The 19,104-nt window shown below is 60.0% G+C and carries 13 protein-coding genes and 4 pseudogenes; 6 read left to right on the top strand and 11 right to left on the bottom strand.

Annotation, left to right across the window (positions count from 1 at the left end):
* Positions 1–408 precede the first annotated feature (408 nt).
* The 4 genes from zwf to petA all read right to left on the bottom strand — a co-directional run bounded on the left by zwf (position 409) and on the right by petA (position 4,343).
* Entirely contained in the window at positions 409–1,947 is a 1,539-nt protein-coding gene (gene zwf, locus JHD07_RS00885; protein WP_291618009.1) for a glucose-6-phosphate dehydrogenase, read from the bottom strand.
* A 52-nt stretch (positions 1,948–1,999) separates the two neighbouring features.
* Positions 2,000–2,941 carry a phosphogluconate dehydrogenase (NAD(+)-dependent, decarboxylating) gene (gene gnd / locus JHD07_RS00880; RefSeq protein WP_291618007.1) on the bottom strand — a complete coding sequence of 314 codons (942 nt, stop codon included), beginning with the start codon at positions 2,939–2,941 and terminating at the stop codon, positions 2,000–2,002.
* Positions 2,942–3,315: 374 nt separating this feature from the next.
* Positions 3,316–3,582 carry a hypothetical protein gene (locus tag JHD07_RS00875; RefSeq protein WP_291618013.1) on the bottom strand — a complete coding sequence of 89 codons (267 nt, stop codon included), beginning with the start codon at positions 3,580–3,582 and terminating at the stop codon, positions 3,316–3,318.
* Between the two features lie 233 nt (positions 3,583–3,815).
* Positions 3,816–4,343, bottom strand: coding sequence for a ubiquinol-cytochrome c reductase iron-sulfur subunit (gene petA / locus JHD07_RS00870; protein ID WP_291618005.1), 528 nt, complete (start codon positions 4,341–4,343; stop codon positions 3,816–3,818).
* Between the two features lie 280 nt (positions 4,344–4,623).
* Between petA and JHD07_RS00865 the strand changes: the two genes are divergently transcribed.
* Together JHD07_RS00865 and JHD07_RS00860 are read left to right on the top strand one after the other, a co-directional pair.
* The gene (locus JHD07_RS00865) at positions 4,624–7,044 is read left to right on the top strand and encodes a glycoside hydrolase family 15 protein (protein ID WP_291618003.1); all 2,421 of its coding nucleotides are present in this window, start codon (positions 4,624–4,626) and stop codon (positions 7,042–7,044) included.
* A gap of 186 nt (positions 7,045–7,230) precedes the next feature.
* Positions 7,231–7,587, top strand: coding sequence for a hypothetical protein (locus tag JHD07_RS00860; RefSeq protein WP_291618001.1), 357 nt, complete (start codon positions 7,231–7,233; stop codon positions 7,585–7,587).
* Positions 7,588–8,379: 792 nt separating this feature from the next.
* On the opposite strand, the gene JHD07_RS00855 is transcribed toward JHD07_RS00860, so the two are convergent.
* The 7 genes and pseudogenes from JHD07_RS00855 to JHD07_RS00825 all read right to left on the bottom strand — a co-directional run bounded on the left by JHD07_RS00855 (position 8,380) and on the right by JHD07_RS00825 (position 14,364).
* Complete coding sequence (locus tag JHD07_RS00855; protein WP_291617999.1) at positions 8,380–9,474, bottom strand: IS66 family transposase; 1,095 nt, start codon at positions 9,472–9,474, stop codon at positions 8,380–8,382.
* Complete coding sequence (locus JHD07_RS00850; protein WP_291617997.1) at positions 9,392–9,712, bottom strand: transposase; 321 nt, start codon at positions 9,710–9,712, stop codon at positions 9,392–9,394. Before JHD07_RS00850 ends, JHD07_RS00855 begins: the two co-directional genes overlap by 83 nt.
* A gap of 195 nt (positions 9,713–9,907) precedes the next feature.
* Positions 9,908–10,276 carry an IS66 family insertion sequence element accessory protein TnpB gene (gene tnpB, locus JHD07_RS00845; protein WP_291617996.1) on the bottom strand — a complete coding sequence of 123 codons (369 nt, stop codon included), beginning with the start codon at positions 10,274–10,276 and terminating at the stop codon, positions 9,908–9,910.
* Positions 10,273–10,695 (bottom strand): transposase, encoded by a 423-nt coding sequence (locus tag JHD07_RS00840; RefSeq protein ID WP_291617994.1) that lies wholly within the window; start codon positions 10,693–10,695, stop codon positions 10,273–10,275. The genes tnpB and JHD07_RS00840 overlap by 4 nt, the downstream gene beginning before the upstream one ends.
* A gap of 682 nt (positions 10,696–11,377) precedes the next feature.
* Positions 11,378–12,433: pseudogene (locus JHD07_RS00835) on the bottom strand (IS110 family transposase).
* Positions 12,434–12,762: 329 nt separating this feature from the next.
* Positions 12,763–13,215 (bottom strand): hypothetical protein, encoded by a 453-nt coding sequence (locus JHD07_RS00830; protein ID WP_291617991.1) that lies wholly within the window; start codon positions 13,213–13,215, stop codon positions 12,763–12,765.
* Between the two features lie 381 nt (positions 13,216–13,596).
* The gene (locus tag JHD07_RS00825) at positions 13,597–14,364 is read right to left on the bottom strand and encodes a periplasmic heavy metal sensor (RefSeq protein WP_291617989.1); all 768 of its coding nucleotides are present in this window, start codon (positions 14,362–14,364) and stop codon (positions 13,597–13,599) included.
* 366 nt (positions 14,365–14,730) lie between these two features.
* Between JHD07_RS00825 and glgA the strand changes: the two genes are divergently transcribed.
* The 4 genes and pseudogenes from glgA to JHD07_RS00805 form a co-directional block, all read left to right on the top strand.
* Positions 14,731–16,233, top strand: coding sequence for a glycogen synthase GlgA (glgA, locus tag JHD07_RS00820; RefSeq protein WP_291617987.1), 1,503 nt, complete (start codon positions 14,731–14,733; stop codon positions 16,231–16,233).
* Positions 16,234–16,797: 564 nt separating this feature from the next.
* Positions 16,798–16,992 (top strand): annotated as a pseudogene (locus JHD07_RS00815) (transposase); the annotation flags it as partial.
* A gap of 510 nt (positions 16,993–17,502) precedes the next feature.
* Positions 17,503–18,497: pseudogene (locus tag JHD07_RS00810) on the top strand (IS481 family transposase).
* 174 nt (positions 18,498–18,671) lie between these two features.
* Positions 18,672–19,104 (top strand): annotated as a pseudogene (locus tag JHD07_RS00805) (hypothetical protein); the annotation flags it as partial.

The following is a 19,104-nucleotide window of genomic DNA, read 5'->3' as shown; positions in this document are numbered from 1 at the left end:
CATGCCGGGCATCCCACCCATGCCGCCCATCTCTCCCATGCCACCGCCAGCCATCTCGCCGTGGGGGCTCGCGCCCATAGGGCCGCCACCGCCCATTTCCCCGTTGCCAGCCATCCCAGAGCCGCGCTGGCCAGTTGAAGGAGTAGCGGGGGTGAACATGTTGGGATGGTGCCCTCCCTCCATCTGACCCAACGCCTGGGATATCGAAAGGTCGAGCAAAGCGACCGCCAGAACCCAACAAGCGGCGGTCAAGCTTGCGGATCGTTGATGAAATCCCATTCGGCGCTCCTTTCTCGAGACTAGTTTACCGTATCTGACTTTGCCTCGCGAGGATCAAGCGGACGATAGCACGCTGCGACACTCGACATGGGGGCGGACCAACCCGTCGAACGATGCTGACCCGTGTGATCAAAGCGGCCGCCATGCCCGCCCGTCTTTGGCAAGCAGATCGTCCGCCTCCTTCGGACCCGCGCTTCCCGCCGAGTAGGTCCAAATCGAGCCCTGCCCGCCCGACCAGATATCCAGCACCGGCTGTACGATGCGCCAGCCTGCCTCGATGTTGTCGGCGCGCTGGAATAGGGTCGCATCCCCGATCATGGCATCGTAGATGAGCGTCTCATAACCGGTGCTCGGCGAGGTCCGGAAATAGTCCTTGTACAGGAACCCCATTTTGACGGCATCCAATCGCACGTCGGGCCCCGGCACCTTGGCGCCGAATTGTAGTGAGATGCCTTCATTGGGCTGGATTTGCAGCACAAGCCAGTTCGGAATGCAGTCGGCAGCGGCCGTATCCCGAAAAAGTGCAAGCGGCGGTTGCTTGAATTGGATCGCAATCTCCGTGTTCCGCCTGGTCAGCGCCTTGCCCGTCCGCAGATAGAACGGCACTCCCGCCCACCGCCAATTCTCGATCATCAAGCGAAGCGCAACATAAGTTTCCGTCCGCGAGGCAGCAGCAACGTTCGGCTCCCCACGATAACTCCGGACCGCCCGACCGCGCACCGTGCCCTCGGCGTATTGCGCGCGCACCGTCTCGCGCAGGACCGCCTCTCCCGATAGCGGTCGCACGGCCATCAGCACCTCTTGCTTCTTGTCGCGTACGGCGTCCGCTTCAAAGGAGATCGGCGGCTCCATTGCGAGCATCGTGAACAGCTGAAACAAATGGTTCGGCACCATGTCGCGAAGGGCGCCGGTCGCGTCATAGAATACGCCGCGTCTTTCCACTCCGACGATTTCGGCGACGGTGATCTGAACATGGTCAATGCGGTCCCTGTTCCAAATCGGCTCGAACAGGCCGTTGCCGAACCGGAACGCCATGATGTTCTGGACGGTCTCCTTACCAAGGAAGTGATCGATACGAAACACCTGCTCTTCCCTGAAGACGGCGAGAACGTCGCGATTGAGGGCTCTTGCCGATTGCAGATCTCGGCCGAACGGCTTTTCGATGATGATCCGCCGCCAGGCCCCTGCTTCTTCTCGAGCGAGGCCCGCCTTTCCCAGGTGTTTGACCACAGGCCCGAAGAACTGCGCAGCAACGGCGAGATAGAAGAGAACGTTCCCTCCGCCGGAAGCCGCTTTGGAGCCTTTCAGGAGTTGGGACAGCTTTTCGTAAGTTGCGACATCCTCAATGTGGCCCGAGACGTATTCCAATCGGCGCACAACCTGATCCCAAAACTCTTGATCAATGCCGCCGACCGATGCTTCGCCTCCCTGCTCGCTGACAAAATCCTGCATGGATCTGGTGAGATCATCCCGCAGCCTCTCAACGGCCATTGCGCTGCGCCCGACGCCGATGATCCTGAAGTCCTTTGGCAGGCGCTTCAATCGAGCGAGATTGTAGAGCGCTGGCATGAGGAGCCGATGTGTGAGGTCACCGCTGATGCCGAAGATCACCAGCGTGCATTGCGGCACGCCGCACAGGTGCTGCGATACGGTAACGTTTGTCTCCATGTGAGTCACCCCCGCCCGTCAGCCAACCGTTCAGCCCCGGATGGTGCCGGTCTCAGGCTCTTGCAGGCTCCTGGTGGCCGCCGACGTTGTTGCGCATTGCCGATAAGAGCTTGTTAGCGAAGCCGTTCTGCTGGCGTGAGCCGAAACGGGCATAAAGAGCCGCTGACAGGACCGGTACGGGGACAGCCTCTTCAATGACGGCGTTGATCGCCCACCGGCCATCGCCGGAATCCATCCCGTAGCCTTCGAAGTTCGAAAGCTTCGGATCGGCGGCAAGAGCGCTGGCGGTGAGATCGAGCAGCCAGGAGGAGATAGCGCCGCCCCGCCGCCAGGCCTCGGCCACGTCGGCAAGGTCGAGATCGAATCGCAGGTCCGCCGGCAGTTCCTTCGCACTTGCCTGTTTGAGAATTTCGAAGCCCTCGGCATAGGCCTGCATCAGACCGTACTCGATGCCGCTATGGACCATCTTCACGAAATGTCCGGCGCCGCTTGAGCCAGCATGGACATAACCCCGTTCAACCCGCCCGTCGCGTCCCTCACGACCCGGGGCACACGGGATATTTCTGGACCCAGTCGCGAGCACGGAAAAAATTGGATCGAGCCGGTCGACGATCTCCTTTTCTCCACCGATCATCAGGCAGTAGCCGCGCTCGATGCCGCCGCTCGTTCCGACGTCGACATGATGCAATCCCATCGCGGCGAGTTCACGCGCGCGGCGGATGTCATCCTTGTAGAAGGAGTTGCCTCCGTCGATGAGCACATCGCCCGCGTTCAGTATAGGCGAGAGTTGATGGAGCGTTTCTTCGGTCGCTTCACCGGCTGGCAGCATCAGCCAAACATGGCGCGGCCGCTCCATGATTGCGACGAGATCCTTCAGACTTTGCGCCGCGAACGCCCCTTCCGCACTGAGGCGCTGGCTCAGCTTTGGATCGCGGTCATAGGCTACGCAAGCGTGTCCCGTGCGAAGCACTCGGCGCACGATGTTGCCGCCCATCCGCCCCAGACCAACCATTCCAAGTTGTACCGGCCCGTCCTCCTTAAATCTCCCACGCCGGCGCGCAGTTCGATGCCTCGGGGCGCGAGATAAAACTCTTTTGGCGACGGCTTGAGCTTGTTCTTGGAGAGGCTTCAGCGGAGTAGCGCCGAAACTATTCGTCTATCGAATGGCTCTATGCTATCCGGCGTAGACTTGGCGAACTTGATCTGGCTCAAATTGATCGAGGCCAGCGGTCGAAGCGGGCCAGGCGGGAGTTGGCGGCCGACCAGAAAGCTGGCGATGAAACAAGGCTTGCACGTCGACTTCACTGATGCGGCACAAAGCAATCGGGCAAGCCGGAAGAACTGACGCTAGGCATGATGATTACGCCCTCAGCATTCGTAGACCCACCAGCGGCGGGCAGTGAATTGGGGAGCTGCACCAAGTGATCGTTGCTTGTGCACGTCGACTGACGGATCTTCGACTGTCAAAGTTGCAGTGCTTTTGGCCTTGATCGCTCTGGCAACGTGGATCTCGTCGGCAGTCTCCGTCCGAGCTGCAATTCCGATGGCAACCACCACCGCCGCAGCCAGCAATGCGACAACAACGATTTTGACGTGGGTGGCACGATCTGCATCATGCATCGAGTGATTGCTCACGAAGGCCGCCTCCTGGACCAGGTGTCTAACATCTGTTTCCATGATTCTAGCTATACAACTATCCTACACCTCTTGATAAGCAATTACCCGCATGCCGCCGATGTAGTTGCTGACACGCCCGCGGAGATGTCTCGATCGCTGTTGAACGACGTCGAGCCGACGTTGGCCGAAATGATTGTTACGCGGCCCTCGTGGGCAACGGGGGTTGTCGTCATGCGGTAACGATGGTCGCTTCACCCGATGCGAATCTTGCTGTCGGACAGGAATGCGTATGGCGGCAGGTACAGGTTGGCCGGTGCCGGACCGCGACGTACGCGCCCCGATGTGTCGTAAACCGAGCCGTGGCATGGGCAGAACCAGCCGTCGTATTGCCCCTGATGGCCGAGCGGGATGCAGCCAAGGTGCGTGCAGATGCCGATGACGACGAGCCATTGGTCGTGGCCGTCCTTCACCCGCTCGGCGTCCGATTGCGGATCGGGCAGCGCTCGCCAATCGACGGCGCGAGCTGCCTTGATCTCGCTCGTTGTGCGGTGCCGCACGAACACGGGCTTGCCCCGCCAAAACACCTGGATGATCTGGCCTTCGGCAATTGGCACGAGATCGACCTCGATCGGTGCCGCGGCGGCGATCGTGGAGGCATCGGGATTCATTTGGCTGATCAAGGGCCATGTGGCTGCGGCTCCGCCTACAGCGGCAGCCGCTGCAGTCGCAACGCAAAGGAAGTCGCGACGGGTCGGTTCGGCTGGGGAAAGGGTGGTCACGCTAGCACCTCCATCACTCCGCGACATCCCCCCGAACCACGAAGCGAGCCGAACGAGGTCAGAGTCCGGCCAACTCCTATTTGATAACAATGAGTTCAGCATTCTTGGTTGATGTGGGTCAAGGATCGGGGCGCTCAGGACGGATTTACTTGGGTAGGCCGTAAGGCTGTTCTTTTGAGCGGGGTGCCGTTTCGTGACAGCATGGTGTTCTCCACATTACCGCGGCAGACCAGCGTGGACCACGATAAAAGCCGCCAACCACGGCAATCACGGACGTTTGGTGAGAACCAAGACCGCCGCAGCGTCTGAAAGACCGCGGACGAATCATTGGGAGCCAGGTCCAAATCTCGACGCCCCGGGGGCGCCGGGCATCCCGCCGACTTGGACAAGCAGCAGTAAGGATGTCGTCGGATCATCGCTCGGAATTGCACGCCTCTGGTTCACGGTGGGCCACGGGATCGTCAACGAGGTCTACTGGCCCCGGGTCGATATTCCGCAAATTCGCGATCTCGGTTTTCTGGTTGCCGACGGGAAGGGGTTTTGGGCGGAGGTCAAACGACTCGGCAAGTACGAGCTCCGCGCGGTGGCCGAAGGCGTTCCGGCCTACGAAGTCGTACACGCCCATCCGCGCTTCTCGTTACGCTTGCGAATCTGCCCGGATCCGCGACGAGATGTGCTCGCGATAGAATGTAACCTTGAGACTAATGACCCGTCGCTGCGGCCCTACGTGCTGCTCGCGCCTCACCTTGGGGCAACCGGCTATGGCAATCGCGCCATGGTCGCCGAGCAGCGCGGCCGGCGTTTTTTGGCAGCGGCACGCTCGCCGTTCGCGATGGCGCTCGCCGCCGTTGACGAATACCAGCAGGATGCCATCATCCAGGCAAGCGCCGGTTACGTCGGCACCAGTGACGGGTGGCAAGATTTTGCTCGGAATGGGGCGATGACTTGGAATCATCCAGCCGCTGGCCCGGGGAACGTCGCGCTGATGGCGGAATTGCCGCAAAACTGCGTACTGGCCCTGGGCTTTGCCAGCACTCCTGGCGCAGCGGCAACGCTTGCCGTTTCATCGTTGCTGCAACCATTTGACCGACTGCTCAAACCCCAGATCTCCGATTGGAGCAAGTGGCACCGCAGTTGCGGCGAGTGCTGCGCAACCCCGGTCGAACTGGCCCGACCGCTGCAGGACCAATTTGTTACGTCGACGACCGTGCTGCGCACCCATCTGGACAAAACCTACCCCGGCGCGATGGTGGCAAGCCTCAGCATTCCCTGGGGCGACAGCGGTAACGAGCGGGGTGGCTATCATCTGGTCTGGCCGCGCGATCTCGTTGAATGCGCCTCTGCCTTGCTGGCGTTCGGCGGAGAGGAGGAAGCGCGTGACACGCTGCGTTATCTCATCGCCACGCAGAATGTCGAAGGGCACTGGCAACAAAACCAGTGGCTGGGGGGCGAACCATACTGGCGCGGCGTCCAGCTCGACGAAGCGGCCTATCCCGTGCTTCTCGCTGCGCTGTTAGCCGACCGGAATGCGCTCGACGGCATCGAGCCGCAGGACATGGTCCGGCGTGCGCTTGGATGCGTCGCGCGGATCGGTCCCTCGACCGATCAAGACCGCTGGGAAGAAAACAGCGGTCTGAATGCATTCACGCTGGCGACCTGTATCGCGGCCTTGGTCGCAGGCGGCCACTTTCTCGATGACAGGGCCCGGCATTGGGCCACCCAACTTGCCGATTTCTGGAATGCGCATCTTGATACCTGGCTCGTTGCCCAGGACAGCGATTGGACGCGGCAATTGAACCTGCCCGGTCATTATATTCGTACCGCTCCAGCCTCCGTCCTGTCCGGAGGACGTCCCGCACTGGACGAGTTCGTCCTAATCCGGAACCGAGGTGACGGAGCAAGCTTGCAGGCGAGCGCGCAGATCAGCACCGATTTCCTCCGCCTGGTTCGCTTCGGCCTGCGCCACCCCCAGGATCCCCTGATCCTCGACAGCGTCAAAGTGGTCGATCATCTGCTCAGGGTTGAGACCCCGTCAGGCGCGGCATGGCGTCGCTACAATGGCGATGGCTACGGCGAGTATGATGATGGCCGGCCGTACGACGGGGCTGGCAAAGGTCGGCCGTGGCCACTCCTTGCCGGCGAAAGAGGTCATTACGAATTGTGCGCCGGCCAGGACTCCTTGCCACTGCTTCAAACCATGGCGAATTCAGCCAGCCCAGGTGGAATGATCCCGGAACAAATCTGGGACGGATCATCGGTCCCGCAGCGCCGGCTCGAGCCAGGTCGCCCGACAGGGTCGGCCATGCCGCTGGCGTGGGCGCACGCGGAGTACATCAAGCTCGCGGTCTCACGGCACTTGGGCCGGCCTGTGGACAGACCAGAAGCCGTTTGGCGGCGCTATGAGGGTCGGCGCAGGATAGCCGACTACAGCTTCTGGTGGCCACATGCGCAAATCGCGACGGCGACCCGCGGCAGCCGTGTCGTGATCGCCACCGCCAGCGCCGCTGCCGTACACTGGGGAGTCGACGGCTGGCACGCGGTGAGCGACGTCGAGGCCGAAGACACCGGCCTTGGTTTCTTTGCTGCCGAACTCAACACCTCCGCCTTGCGCGAAGGACAATGGGTGGATTTCACCTTTCGTTGGCGCGACGGCAGCTGGTCAGGCACGGATCACCGCGTCGAAATCACGACAAATGCGTAAGCTGCATATTGACGGGCCGCGGTCGAGCGAACACACAATGCGCCTCAAACCATGATCCAGTGGGAGCGGTCGACTGTGCTCCGGCAATGCAATGAGACCCAAGCCAAAGAAATCGAAGCACCCGCTCCGGAGCCCGCAGACGAGCACTCGATGCTGCCAAGGGATTCGCATCGGATAAGGACGGGATTGGCAGTATTGTTGGTTTCAGCAGCGCTTCTGTTGCAGGCAAGCTCCCAGGCTCAGGCGCAAACCGCCCGCATAGTCGGATTGGGCGCAACGACCTGCCGCGGCTTTAACGAGGACGTGAAATCCAATGCCAACATCCGCAGAGACTATCTCGCCTGGACGCAAGGATTCATGAGCGGCATTTTGCTGGGGAGGCCACCCGGCACCGATGAGACGCTCAACTTGGCGCCGCCAACCTTCGATCTGGTTCAGCAGCTTCGATTCCTGGAGGACTACTGTGCAAGCCACGACCGGGAGGATTTCGCGGACGCCGTAACCGCGCTTTACAAGCGGCTCCGCCAAGAGCGCAAAACGTGATTGGGGGAAAGCGTAAGTTACGGGTTCTTTTCGGCTAGGAAACCGCGGGAAAGATCAACTCCCCCGCAGGGTCACGGATGACGATCATTGGCCCAACGACACGGATCTCGCGTGCCTGCGCTGGGTGGCTTGACGCAGATCAATCGAGGTCGAAAGGCGTACGGTTAAATGGCCAAGTCGCTCAAACGAGAAGCGGGCCGGTATTCAAGTCTGTGACCAGTTCGCTCAGGAGATTGGCTCATGAAACGTTTGGCTTTGACTGCGCTCGTGATTGCATATTTTGGCTCCACTTGCGCCTGGGCTCAGGGTGTTAAAGATCCTTCGACGCCCGACCGTTCGCATATCACTGTAATTCCGTCGCAACAGTCGACATCTCCGAACGCGACCAATGTGCCGAACCAAGTCGCGGCTCCGCCGGTGGGGCGCTATCATCGCGCCCAGCCCTACTACGGGAGTACAACGCGCGGTGCCGGCAGCGTGGGCAGGCGGTAAGCAGGATGGCTACCGGTCGATTGAAATCGAAGCTGGATTTTGGGATTTTGCGCCCTGCCTTTCGTCTCGTGACAACTCGCCGCCAATCCACACGTAGGCCACTGGGTTGACACCAGCGTGAGCTCTCGAGCCGACGATCTCTATCGCGGACGGCGCACGCATCTGCTGTTGGCGAGGCATTCGACGCGGTATTTCTCGGCGAAGGCGTCGACCGGCGCTTCGGCGGCCGCCCGGTTCCCCCCAATAGATTTCGGGCAGGTTGCCTTCCGGCGTCCGCTGATCAGCACCAGCAGTAAGCGCTTAGCTGCGACCCTGTTGAGGCTGGCTTGACGTAGGGCGGAATCGCCACGGCATGAGGTCTTCGATTCTGCTGTGGGGATGGCCGTCGATGATCGCCTCGAGTGTTTCGGCGATGTAACTGGCCGGATTGACGTCGTTGAGTTTGCAGGTGGCGACGATCGATGCCAGCAAGGCCCGGTTTTCGGCGCCGATTTCATGTCCTGCGAAGAGAGCGTTTTTCCTGATCAAGCAGATTGGCCGGATGGCGTTCTCGACCGGGTTGGTGTCGAGCTCGAGACGTCCGTCTTCGAGGAAGCGCGTCAGCCCCTCCCAATGATTGAGCGCATAGCGGATATCCTCGGCGAGCGTCGATCGGCTGGAGATCATCGACAACTGTTTCTCGAACCACGACTTCAACGCGGCTACCATGGGCAGCGAGTGCTCCTTGCGCGCGGCCAGCCGGATGTCCGGCGATGAGCCGCGCACCATGGCTTCGATGGCGTAAAGCTGCGCGATGTGCCGAACAGCGGCCTCGGCGATCAGTGACTTGATGCCGACCCCAAGGGCCTTGGACGCTCGTGCATTGATGTTGCGCACCAATTTGACGAAGCGCCGGCGCAAATGGCTCCAACATCGAACGACTTCGTTCAACCGGTCATAGTCGTCATAGGCGTCGCATTGCAGGTAGCGTCCGTCAAAGCCGTCCAGGAACTGCTGCGCGAAGGCACCGCTGCGACCGGGGGCATACCTGAACAACACGATCGGTGGACTTGGGCCGCTGTGGCCGCGGTGGTCTGAGGCGACCGCCCAGAAGTAGCCTTTCTTCGTTTGGCCGCGCCCCGGATCGAGTACCGGCGCCTTGGTCTCATCCATGAACAACCGGTCCGCCATGGCCAGGTGGTGGCGCATGTGGTCCGCGATGGGCTGAAGGTGGAAGCGGGCGCGGCCAGACCAGTTGCCCAGCGTCGCCCGATCAAGCCGGATTCCCTGGCGCGCATAGATCTCGGCCTGACGGTAAAATGGCGTATGGTCGCTAAATTTTGAGACGATCACGTGCGCGGCCGCTTCGGTCGGCAGTCCGCCGGGCACGACGTGCTCTGGTGCGTGCGCCTGCACGACGGGCCCCCAAACAGCGGCGACAGATGTATTTGTGGAAGTTTCGACTTAATCTGACGGCAAGGTTTGAACTGTAACCTTGATCCGGCACGCTCCGCGATCGGCCCTTGATCACAGCCTCGGCTCTCTCCTGTGCCGCGTCCAGGATGCCTTGCGCGATCTCCACGTCTTCTAACGGCAAGTAATACTGATCTGGCCGCAGCTTCTCGGACTTCGCGCCGAACCTGTTGCGCCGCAATTCGCCGAGGAGGACCTCCAGCCGACGCCGCGCTTCCTCCGACGCCGCCAGCGCCCCTGATGCTCGCTCAAGGCCGCCTGCGTTTGCGCCAAAAGCGCCTTCAGTTGTTCATTTTCGTCGCGCAGCGCCGCGATGCTCATGCGCTATTTCGAGCACATCGCCGCCGTGCATGCCACGTTCAAAATAGCTTCCGAGTCATTCTGCCGCAGTTATCCAGTCGCCTGGGGGCCGCCGCGCTTCTTCCGGGCGGACCAACCTCCAATCCAGCCCCTCGAATAGGGCCGCGAACATCGCCCGCGATATCCGCATCACGCCGTCTGCGATCGTTGGCCAAACGAACTTGCAACCTTCGAGACGCTTGTGCACCAACACCAGGCCCGTTCGATCCCAGACCAAAATCTTGATCCGGTCCGCTCGTTTCGATCGGAACTCGAAGGCTGCGCCGCTGAACGGGTCGAGACGAAGCATCTCCTGCACCTTCGCCGCAAGCCCATCGTGGCCACAGCGGAAGTCGATCGGCCGCGTCGCGATGTAAATCTTCAGATCAGCACCGGCCGCGATCATCGTGACGCTCGCACCGCACGGATCACCCGAGACAGCTGCTCACCATCAATGGCCGTATCCGTCCGCAGCACGACATCACCGATCGCGATCTCAAGCTTGATCGCCGGAGCAGGAAGCTCCTCCAAAGCACGTTCCACGACCAGCGCAGCGAATGTCGGCGGGGATGCCTCGCACGGCGGCAACATGCCTCGCTGGCGAAACCGCCGTCGCCAATCGTAGATCTGCCAGCGCGTCGCTCCGTGCTCGCGCGCGACCTCGGACACCTGGGCACCGGGCAACAGACTCTCGGCGACAATCCGAGCTCTCTCAGCTTCCGAACGCACGCGGCGCCCCGACGGTCCTTCAAGAACTTCCAGCCGGCTAACCGACCCCGCCGATGGGCCGTCCAAATGGACGTCCTTTTTGCTGTCCAATCCCATCAAAACCTCCGTCCAAAGCCGGAGGCTTCTTCGCATAGCTATCCAGATCCCGAAGCAAGGGTTACGGCTAAGCGCTTACCACCAGCATGCATTCGCCGTGATCTTCCAAGCGTGCTGCAGAAAGACGCTATCGGCCCACCCATACACGTAGCGTAGCGCCGACAGCCGCGCTCTCGCATGTGGGATAGGGCCTGAGCGTACGCCCATCTCCGAAGCTGGATGAAGCGCTCGCCTTACCGCTTGTTCTGGGCGTGTACGGCTTGGTGCGCGCTTTTGACGCCCAAAGGTCGAGAGGCGATGGTACGAGGCATAGTCGAGGGTGGACCGAGCAAAGCGACGCGACGAGACGGTTGACAGCGCCGTTCCTTCCTCAAGGCGGCCGTCGCCTACTGCAAAAGGACAACCTCCCGAAGAGACTACACCCCTTCTGTAATGGGCCCGATGATGTCAAGCCTCCCGATGAACGTCACGCCGCCGAACTCATGCTTCTGTCCGTGGTCAACGCCTGGCCGCCACATCATGCTGTCAGAGGGAGCGGTGAGCCTATCTAGATACGCGTGGTTCGTCAGATGACGGCCACTGGGCGTGTAACGGCTTCACCGGATCCACCGTCCGGGCGACGGGACTTCGGGCACTGGGCTTCAGTTCAGCCCGGTTGCGTTCTTGATCTCCTCCACGTCTTCTATGCCGCGATCGGCCCCGCTTCGGTCCATCGGTAAGTTGTGCCGTCGAACCAGATCCGATGCAGGATCACTGCCAGCTTACGTGCCAGGGCGACTTTTGCGCGCTTCGAGCCTCGCCGTTTGGCGACCTCGATCCCCAGCGCTTGAGTTTTAAGAACCGCGTGATGCGCGATAGCAGGACATTGGCGGCCTCGTACAGCACTGTGCGTACTATCTCGTCGCCGGCCAGCGTGATTCCGCCCGTGACGTCCTTTTCTCCTGATTGGTATTTCTTTGGCGTGAGCCCGAATAGCGCGCCTGCTGCCTTCGATTTTACGATGCGATGAGGATCATCAATCGCCGATTTGTAGGTGGCAGCCACCAGGGGACCAACGCCCGGCACTGTCATGAGCCGGCGACAAACCGCATCGTCACGCACAATTGCCAGCACGGCCTTGTGTAGCCTTCCGTACTCTGCCTTCAAGGCCGATCGCGCCGAAAGCATCGCTGTGGCAATGCGCTTCAATGTCGCCTGACCCGCAACCAACTCTCGCATCCGCGCTTCGAAATTCTTCCGCGTCACCGGGCCAACCGTCAGCCCAAAGCCACGCAAAATCCCGCGGATACTTAATTCCACATCGATAAGTCGCCCAAGAAGCTGCTTGCGCGCGACCAGTAGCGCTCGAATCTCCTGAGCCCCCTATCGACTTTGCGTGCACCGCGCGGAACCATCCCATCCGGATCAACTGGGCAATCCCGCGTGCATCCTTGCGATCAGTCTTCACCGTCATCGCTGACAATGCTGCCTTCACATGCCGCGTTTCCAGCAAGACCGTCTCGAATCCTACTCTTTGCAGCCCGGCATGCAGCCGTTGCGACAGTGGTCCAGCCTCCAGCCCGATCCGATTCACTGCAAAGCCAAGCGTCTCGAAAAATTCGACTAGGGCGTCGGGTTCACTCGCGACCTTCGCCTCCTTCAGGATCCTACCCTGGGCATCCACAATGCATACGCTCGAGAGTTCCAACGACACGTCGAATTCACGGCATACTTCTCCACGGCTGTCCTCCGTCTCCAGATGCTTGGGGCCGACTCAAGTCCTGACCCCGTTTCATCATCTATCGGGGGACAGCCACCATCATCACCCCTCGCTCGGAGCCGGGCCCATTACGGCATCTAGTAGACCTTCGCCCACCAATGCCTCGGTCGGCGCATCGATAGCTACGCTCCTCGCGTCGCCGAAACCGCGGCCTGGTAGAAGCGACGCAATGCCGACCGCGCTTGCATCAAATGGATGTTCACAACCGATAAAGCCCGCGCCAAAATGGATCGCGCCGACCCCAAGTCCGCCCGCCAAATCAGGCCGACTCAAACAGCCAAAATGGCAAAAGCACTTTGACGAAGCAGCTAGTTCACATGCGAATCCGTTTCAGACAAGATCGGACCGGTCTCATTACCCAAGGTCATCCCCTGCGCGACAAATGACACGCCAGCATTCGACTGCAACATCACCAGATCAGGTTGATCTTTACCCATCACGGTGATCGAAAAATAATAGAAAGGCATTTGCTGCGCTCCCACCGGTTGGTAGGCGAGAACAACCCGCGCATGGGAGACATTGTTTGCAGCGTAGTTCGCTGCCGCAAGATAAAACCTACAAGTGCCGGTCGGTTGTAGTGTAGGGCAGGTATAATGCCATTTGTAAACGGACGTTTGCGGTGGAAACGGGTGCGGCTGAGTTCCAACCGTCTGGGCGGCAAGCGGTCCGCTGGTTACAAGCGTACCCAGCAAACACAAACCAAGAATCTGAGCGAATGCTTCCGTGTTGTAACGGCTCCTCACGCAAATATCGGATTTCATTTTTCCCTCACTGGCGGATCGAACCATTTAGCAGAAGAGAAGCCTAAATGAATTCTGACTCAGCCAAGCGTCACAGCGAAATTATGGTAGCCAGCGATTAGCAAACAGGTCGTAACGTCCGCTGCTGCAACATTCACGTTGCACTTCCCGAAAATCGATTGATGGTTCATAATCCAACTAGATGCATGCCATGCACTGTTGATTTCGCTCAACAACTCAAGTCACCGTGCAAGCCATGATGGAAAAGATATCGCGGACGCCTTAACCAGCGCCTTACAATTCATCTCCGACGGCAAGTTTCAGCGAGCGGACTTGGGTGCAGGAACGGCGCGGGAGAGAGCTGATCACAACTCGCTCCCCAGGGTTAATTGCCGCCCCGGTTCACTTCCCCATGTTCATCGGCTTGGCCGGGGTCGAGGCGGCGGGAGTTGTACTCGGCATCGGCGCCAATCCAAGCACCATTTTGCGCTGGTCGGCCGTCAGCGCGTTAGCTGCATCCCCCACTGCGCGAATGAAGGCAATTCTTTGGTCTGCCTTCAGCTTTTCGATCTCCCGTGCTTTTGCCTCAATGGCCGCGGCGTCAGGCTGGTCTGCAGCCGTCAGCACCCAAAGTGCCTGCTCGGCCTCATCGACCTTTCGTTGCGTGTTTGATTGCGTGAGCAGAGCTTGCTGTTTGATCTCGTTGAGCTTCGTCCTCTGATCGGTCGACAGACCAAGCTTGTCGGCATAGTCGAGATAAAAGCCCGTCGCGCCGACGTGGTAGATATGGGATGCGCCGGGAAAACCAGGGAGATTGGTCTGCATCGCCATGCCGGAACTGGACGGCGAAGCTGCGCCGGGGCTTTGTCCCATCGGTCCCATGCAGCAGCCGCCCATGCCGCCCGACATTCCGCCCATCCCGCCTGAGGAACTCCCGGACGTTCCGCTCATGCCGCCGGACGCGTTTGGGGCCGTGTTCGACATGCCCGACATGGATCCGGGCTGGCCACCGCCCATCGATCCCATGTCATCCATCATCGCCGTGCGGACCGAGGGTGCGGCGAGCGCAATCGAACTCACCGTCAGCAGCGATGGCGCAAGACCCAACACCGCCACATTCGCGAAGAGGCGGAGGCATCGCAACACAACCGTAACACGTCTCATGTTCATCGGCGACTCTCCTCAGTGAACAATTTAAATGATAGTTTCCGCCGTGCGGGAGCCGTTGATTGAAGTCAATCATCTGACCCACAACGGGTCGGTTCTGCGGGTCCGAGCTGCTAGGATGCAGCCGTATCATTAGTCCAAGCGAGGCGGTCGGGGCGATATTACCCAATCCGAGGCTCTCGATGGTTCAAGATTGTAACCTAGAATGTGTCCAAAAAGCCATGATATGTTTTATGTGGGTTTGATCCAACGCAAATTCGCTTCGACAAGAACTGCCAAGCTGAATTCATTCGAGATCTGTAAGAATTTTGCGCCTTATCCGTCTTACAATTGGAGAAGTATCGGCTAAAGCAAGCTTGGGGGGACGCCGTGAAACGAAAGCTGGTCGAGCCCGCTCAAGCCCGGCAACAGCCTGATTGGCGCAAGGCCGTTCTGCGGCGCTTACCCAACGTCCTGTTCGTGACGTCAGAATTTGCGGACTACATCAAAGTCGGCGGTCTGGGCGACGTTTCCGCTGCCCTTCCGCGCGCGCTGCGTGAACGCTGCGACATACGCGTCCTGATCCCGGCCTACCGCGAATTCGTCGCGCAAAACCGTGCTCTGGAAATTGTAGCGCGCCTGCCCGGACTTGCCGGCATACCGGAATGCAGTATCGCGCGAACCCAAACGTCCGATGGCGTTGTCATTTATGCCGTGATCTGCCCGGAACTTTATGAGCGCGAGGGCAGCCCTTATCTGGATCCAGCCGGTAACGACTGGGCGGACAACGATTTGCGGTTCGCAAGACTTGGGCTTGCGGCTGCAGATCTGGCCCGCGGCGTGGGTGATCCGAGCTGGATCCCTGACCTCCTCCACCTCAACGATTGGACGTCCGCGCTTGCGCCCGCGTATCTGCGCTGGAGCGGCCATCATACGCCAACAGTGCTTACCATTCACAATCTCGCGTATCGTGGATTGTTCGCCCACCAGCATCTCGATCGCCTCGGGATTCCGCCCAACGCCTTTCACATCAACGGCGTTGAGTTTTGCGGCGACATCTCCTTCCTAAAGGCCGGCATCTTCTATGCCTCGCACGTCACAACTGTGAGCTCGACCTATGCTTGTGAAATCACCACGCCCGAGCACGGCTGCGGTCTGCATGGCTTGCTGCAGGCAAGAGCCAAGCAAGGCCGCCTGACAGGTATCTTGAACGGTATCGATGAGAGCTGGGATCCGAGCAGCGATCGGCATCTTGCGCGACCGTTCGGCGTCGACGACTGGACGGGCAAGCAAGCCAACGCCAAGGCGCTAAGACAGGAATTCGGGCTTGCGGTTTCGCGGGGGCCATTGTTCGCGATTGTTTCCCGCCTGGTTCACCAGAAGGGGTTGGATGTGGCGCTTCAGGCCGTGGAAACAATCGTCCGGCAGGGCGGCCAGATCGTGGTCACAGGTCGCGGCGAGCCGCAGCTGGAGAACTCACTGGGCGAGGTGGCCAAGCGCTATCCTGGCAAAGTGGGGGTGAAAATCGGCTATGAGGAGAAGACCGCGCGGCGAATGTTGGGGGGAAGTGACTTTCTCCTGATGCCTTCGCGGTTCGAGCCGTGCGGGTTGGTGCAGATGCAGGCTCAAAGGTTCGGATCGCTCCCGGTTGCACATCGGACAGGCGGTCTAGCCGACACCATCGAGGATGGGGTAACGGGCGTGCTCTTCGACGACTTCTCGCTCGCGGGTTTATTGAACGGCGTGTATCGGTCCATGGACATCTACCATTCCCCTCCTCGGCTCAAGACCATGCGCCAAGCTGCCATGTCGCGTCCATGCGGATGGAGAGGTGCCGCGGCAAACTATATCGAGATTTATCGGACCACCTTACCTGCAAGCGTAGCGGCGTGAGTGAATTGTTCTTGTGTCTCGACCTCCCTCTTGAGGCACGACCCTCATTCGGTCGAAGGTTGTGGCGGCGATGGCGTTTCAAGAGTTCGCCTCGTGAGGGCGCATAATGGCTCGTGTTGGAGTTGAACATCAAGAAGATCATTCTGTTTGTAGCAGGCATCGCGGCCACACTCTGATGGTCTCCGCTGAAGGCGCTCTCGCCCAACACGGTGGAGGGATGAGAGGGCATGGCGGCGGATTTTCCGGTCACGGAGGATTCAGCGGCGGTATTCATGCCGGTGGACTTGCCGGCGGCTTCTCTCATGGTGGATTCCAAGGGGTAATGGGCCACGCGCCGTTCTACGGCGGCAGTTCGGTCATGACGAGTACTACGGAGCTTATGGCGGCTACCACGGCGCGCCTTGGCTGCTGACTGGCTTTGGTCTGCGCGGGCTCGGCTACCATGGCGTCTATGCTGGTACGGCTATCCCTATTGCGGATACCGTGACTACTACTCGCCGTATGGGTCTCCCTCCGGCGAGGGCCGCCTTGTCGGGTTAAGAGGAGTGCTGTGTAACAGGTCTTATGGACAGCAATAAGTTCAGTGCTCAAATTGAACGGTACGAGGTTGTCGAGACCGACCGTCGCCGTCGCTGGACGGATGATGAGAAACTCAAGATCGTTCTGGAGAGTTTGCAGAGGCCGCGGGCGGTCTCATCGACAGCACGACGATACGGAATCTCGCGCTCGCTTCTGTTGACTTGGCGACGGTCATTTCGGACGCGGACGAGCGATGTTGAACAACCTCAGCCAGTCTTTGTGCCGGCGATGGTGGCGCCAGACCAACCAGTTGCGCCGCTAGTAGCTTCAACGAGGGCAGCGAGCGGACGCATGGAGATTGTCGTCGGCAAGGCCTGTCGCGTGATCGTGGACGCCGACGTTGATATGACCGCGTTGTCTCGCGAATTGGATCTGCCGGAGCGGCGATAATCCCGATCGCGGCAGGGGCGACGATCTGGATCGCAACCGGTCACACTGACGTGCATATTGCAGCCAGCAGTGTTGGTGTGTTGATCTAACACAACATGGCAGCTCGAAATCGCGCTAGACAAAGCGCAATTTTTTGTAGAAGTTTCGACTTAATCTGACGGCAAGGTTTGAACTGGCAGGGAATGGAGCTGCGGGCGAGCAGGAGCGCTCACCCAAAGGGCGCTCCCGCGCAGCCCGCAGCGTCTCACAGGAGACGTTACCAAGACCCAGGAACAGAAGGTCATTCGCGCGAAAGTCGGAATGCTGGAATTGGCCAAGCAGCTCGGCAACGTCAGCCAGGCTTGCCGGATGATGGGCTATAGCCGCGACAGCTTCTACCGGTTCAAGGAACTGTACGACAAAGGTGGCGAGCTGGCGCTGATCGAGATCAGCCGCAAGAAACCGATCCTGAAGAACCGTGTCGCGCCGGAGGTCGAGGCGGCCGTCGTTGAACTGGCGATCGACCAGCCGGCCTGGGGTCAGGTGCGAGTCAGCAATGAGCTCAGGAGCCGCGGCCTGTCGATCTCCCCGTTCGGCGTGCGGGCGGTGTGGCTGCGTCACGACCTTGCCAACGTCAAGAAGCGGCTGACGGCGCTGGAGGCCAAGATGGCCCAGGACGGCCTGGTGCTGACCGAGGCCCAGCTCGTTGCGTTGGAAAAGGCTAAGTCCGAGAAGGAGGCGCACGGCGAGTTCGAGAGCGAGTGCCCCGGCTATTGTGGTGCGCAGGACACCTTCTATGTCGGCAACATGAAGGGAGTCGGGCGGATCTATCAGCAGACCTTCATTGACACCTACAGCAAGGTGGCATTCGCCAAGCTGTATGATCGCAAGACGCCGATCACGGCGACCGAACTGTTGAATGATCGCGTGGTGCCGTTCTTCGATGCGCGGGGCATCCCGCTGAACCGGATCCTGACCGACCGCGGCACCGAGTATTGCGGCAATCCGGAGCATCACGAATACGAGCTCTATCTCGCCGTCGAGGACATCGATCACACCCGCACCAAAAGAGCCCACAGACCAACGGCATTGTCGAGCGCTTCCACCGCACCGTGCTTGAGGAGTTCTATCGCGTCGCGTTCCGCAAGAAGATCTATCCGAGCATCACTGCGTTGCAGAGCGATCTCGATGAGTGGATCGCTGTCTATAATGAGGTGCGCCCGCATCAGGGCCGCTGGTGCTACGGCAAGACGCCGATGCAAACCTTGCTTGACGCAAGTGCTCTGTCGAGAGAGAAATTGTTGCCGGCTGCGTGAGGTCGGACATGAAATCTTTGTCGGACACCTGCCGCGACAAAGCACCCACTGTCAGCTCAAGTCCCTTCTTTTACAAATTTTTTCTGTGTTACGCTGGCCCGACGGGACCGATGCATGTCATCGCCCGATTTTGATCGCCCCGCTCGTGTTTGCTACCCCGGCACGTGCCCAGTGTTGAACCGCGTCGCTAAAGGTCAGCCGCAGGGAATGATTGGCCGTTGGCGGGCGCCCACTCCGGCCAAGCGCCAACCCATTTTGCCTTTCGAGGGTGAAAAATATACCTGCGGTGTGATCGCGTGCTATATCGCCAGCAGCCAAGTACTTTTTCAACTGGCGCGCTCGCGCATTGAAGACGTCCAGCAATTCGTTTCTGCAAGGAGAACGACACTGGTTTCCCTCCGCACCCGGCTCACGCTCCTCCTGACATCCCTCGGCACTATCGCCGCGGTATGGTGGTGGCTGGGCATACCGGTTAACCTGGCGCACGCACCGATCGATCCGAATAACAAAGTACAATGCATCTCGTACGCGCCCTTCCGTAACAATCAGACTTCACTTTCGCCGGCGACGCAGGTGTCGCGGGAGCAGATCGCGGAAGACTTGGCCC

It is taken from the genome of Bradyrhizobium sp. (assembly GCF_016462955.1).
GTDB lineage: Bacteria > Pseudomonadota > Alphaproteobacteria > Rhizobiales > Xanthobacteraceae > Bradyrhizobium.
This window is presented reverse-complemented; position numbering and strand designations above follow the sequence as displayed.